Here is a 2,382-nt window from a genome sequence, read left to right on the forward strand (position 1 = left end):
ACCCTTGGGCCGCCCGGTCGAACCGGAGGTGTAGATGACGAACGCGGGGTGGGACGTCTTCGCCTCGCTCACCCGGTCCGCATCCGTGGGATTGGCGGTGGGGCGCCCGGCAGCGAGCCGGAGGGTGGCGGCGTCGTCGACAGCGATGACGGTCATGCCGTCGACGGCCGGAACGTACTGAGCACTTGTGGTGTCGGTCAGGGCCAGAACGGGCGAGACATCGTTGAGCATGTACGCGATGCGCTCGGCAGGGTACGAAAGATCGATCGGCACATATGCCGCACCGGTCTTGGTCACGGCGAGGATCGCCACGGCTGCCTCGATCGTCCGCGGCAGCGCGATGGCAACGAACCGCTCCGGACCGGCGCCCTGGGCGATGAGGTGGTGGGCGAGCTGGTTGGCTCGGGCGTTGAGCTCGGCGTACGTCAGCCGGGCACCCTCGTGCTCCAGCGCCGCAGCATCCGGGGTGCGCGCCACCTGCGCCTCGAACAGCTCGGCAAGCGTCGCATCGGGGACATCGCGGCCAGTGGCGTTCCAGCCGTTGACCAGCTGCTCCCGCTCCTCCGCCGCAAGAATGTCGATCTCCGCGAGCGGACGTGAGGCGTCCGCCACCGCCGCCCGCAGCAGGCGCTCCAGCCGCGCGGCGATGGTTTCAGCGGTCCGCCGGTCGAAGAGGTCGCTGGCGAACTCCACCGACCCCCGGATACCCGCGGGCACACCGGCTCCGTCGTGCTGCTCCTCCACGTCGAAGGACAGGTCGAACTTGGCCGACGTCACGCCCAGGGCATAGTCCTGCGCGGTCAGTCCGGGCAGCCGCACCGCGGCGTCGTTGCTCTGGAAGGTGAGCATCACCTGGTACAGCGGGTGGTGCGCCAGGGAACGGGTGGGGTTGACGATCTCCACCAGCCGCTCGAACGGCACGTCCTGATGGGTGTAGGCCGCGAGGTCCGTTTCCCGTACGCGGCCGAGGAGTTCGGCGAAGGTCGGGTTGCCGGAGGTGTCGGTGCGCAGCACGAGGGTGTTGATGAAGAACCCGACGAGGTCGTCCAGGGCGTCGTCCGTGCGCCCGGCGATGGCGGAGCCGATGGGGATGTCGGTGCCGGCCCCGAGGCGGGTGAGCAGCGCGGCGATACCGGCCTGGACGACCATGAACACACTGACCTGGTTCTCCCGCGCCAGGCGGGTGATGCCGTCGTGCAGGTCGGCGTCCCAGGTGAACGGAATGGTCTCACCGAGGTAACTGGCGACGGCGGGTCGCGGTCGGTCGGTGGGGAGTTCCAACTGCTCGGGGAGTGCGGTCAGTTGGTGCTTCCAGTAGGTGATCTGTGCGGCGATGACGCTGTCGGGGTCGTTTTCGTCGCCGAGGACTTCACGCTGCCACAGTGTGTAGTCGCCGTACTGGACCGGGAGTGGCGCCCACTGTGGTGGTGTTCCTTCGCGGCGGGCGGTGTAGGCGGCCGACAGGGCGTTGACGAGGGGGGCGAGGGAGGCGCCGTCGCTGACGATGTGGTGGGCGAGGAGGAGGACGAGGTGGTCGTCGGTGCTCAGGGTGAAGACCCAGGCGCGTAGGGGGAGGTCGGTGGTGAGGTCGAAGGTGTGGGAGATGGCCTGGTCGACGGCGGTGTCGAGGTCGTCCTCACTGACGTGGACGACCTCGATGGTCGGCCGGGCGGCGTCGCCTTCGAGGATGTGCTGGTAGGGGGTGCCGTCGGTGGCGGGGAAGACGGTGCGCAGGGATTCATGGCGTTCGGTGAGGTCGTGGATCGCCGTGCGCAGGGCCTCGACATCGAGGTCACCGGACAGTCGCAGCGGCATCGGCACGTTGTACGTCGCGCTCGGCCCCTCCAGCTGGTGGAGGAACCACAGTCGTTGCTGCGCGTACGCGAGAGGAACGCGATCCGGACGGACCTTCGGCGTAAGGGGCGTACGCGCCCGTCCGGCGTCATCGAGACGGGTGGCGAGACCGGCAACCGTAGGCGCTTCGAAGAGGTCGCGGACGGCGAGTTCGGCGCCGAACGTGGTGCGGATGCGGCTGATGAGGCGGGTGGCGAGGAGGGAGTGTCCGCCGAGGTCGAAGAAGTTGTCGTCGATGCCGATGTGTTCCGCGCCGAGGGTTTCGGCGAAGACGCCGCAGAGGATTTCCTCCTGCGCTGTACGGGGGCCTCGTCCGCCTTGGGTGCCGGTGAACTCGGGTGCGGGGAGGGCCTTGTGGTCGAGCTTTCCGTTCGGGGTGAGCGGCAGAGCGTCGAGGGTGAGGAAGGCGCTGGGGACCATGTAGTCGGGCAGTGCGCGTGCGGCGTGTTCGCGCAGTCCGGCCAGGGTGGTGTCACCCCCCTGGGCGGGGACGACGTAGGCCACGAGCCTCTGGTCGCCCGGCCGGTC

Annotated in this window: 1 protein-coding gene; it reads right to left on the minus strand. The window is 69.1% G+C overall.

Going from position 1 to position 2,382, the window contains the following annotated elements; translation table 11 throughout:
* The coding region (locus tag SNA_RS13905) for a condensation domain-containing protein (RefSeq protein ID WP_044365259.1) at positions 1-2,382 on the minus strand (2,382 nt) is incomplete at both ends.

The organism is Streptomyces natalensis ATCC 27448 (assembly GCF_000935125.1).
GTDB classification, from domain to species: Bacteria; Actinomycetota; Actinomycetes; order Streptomycetales; family Streptomycetaceae; genus Streptomyces; species Streptomyces natalensis.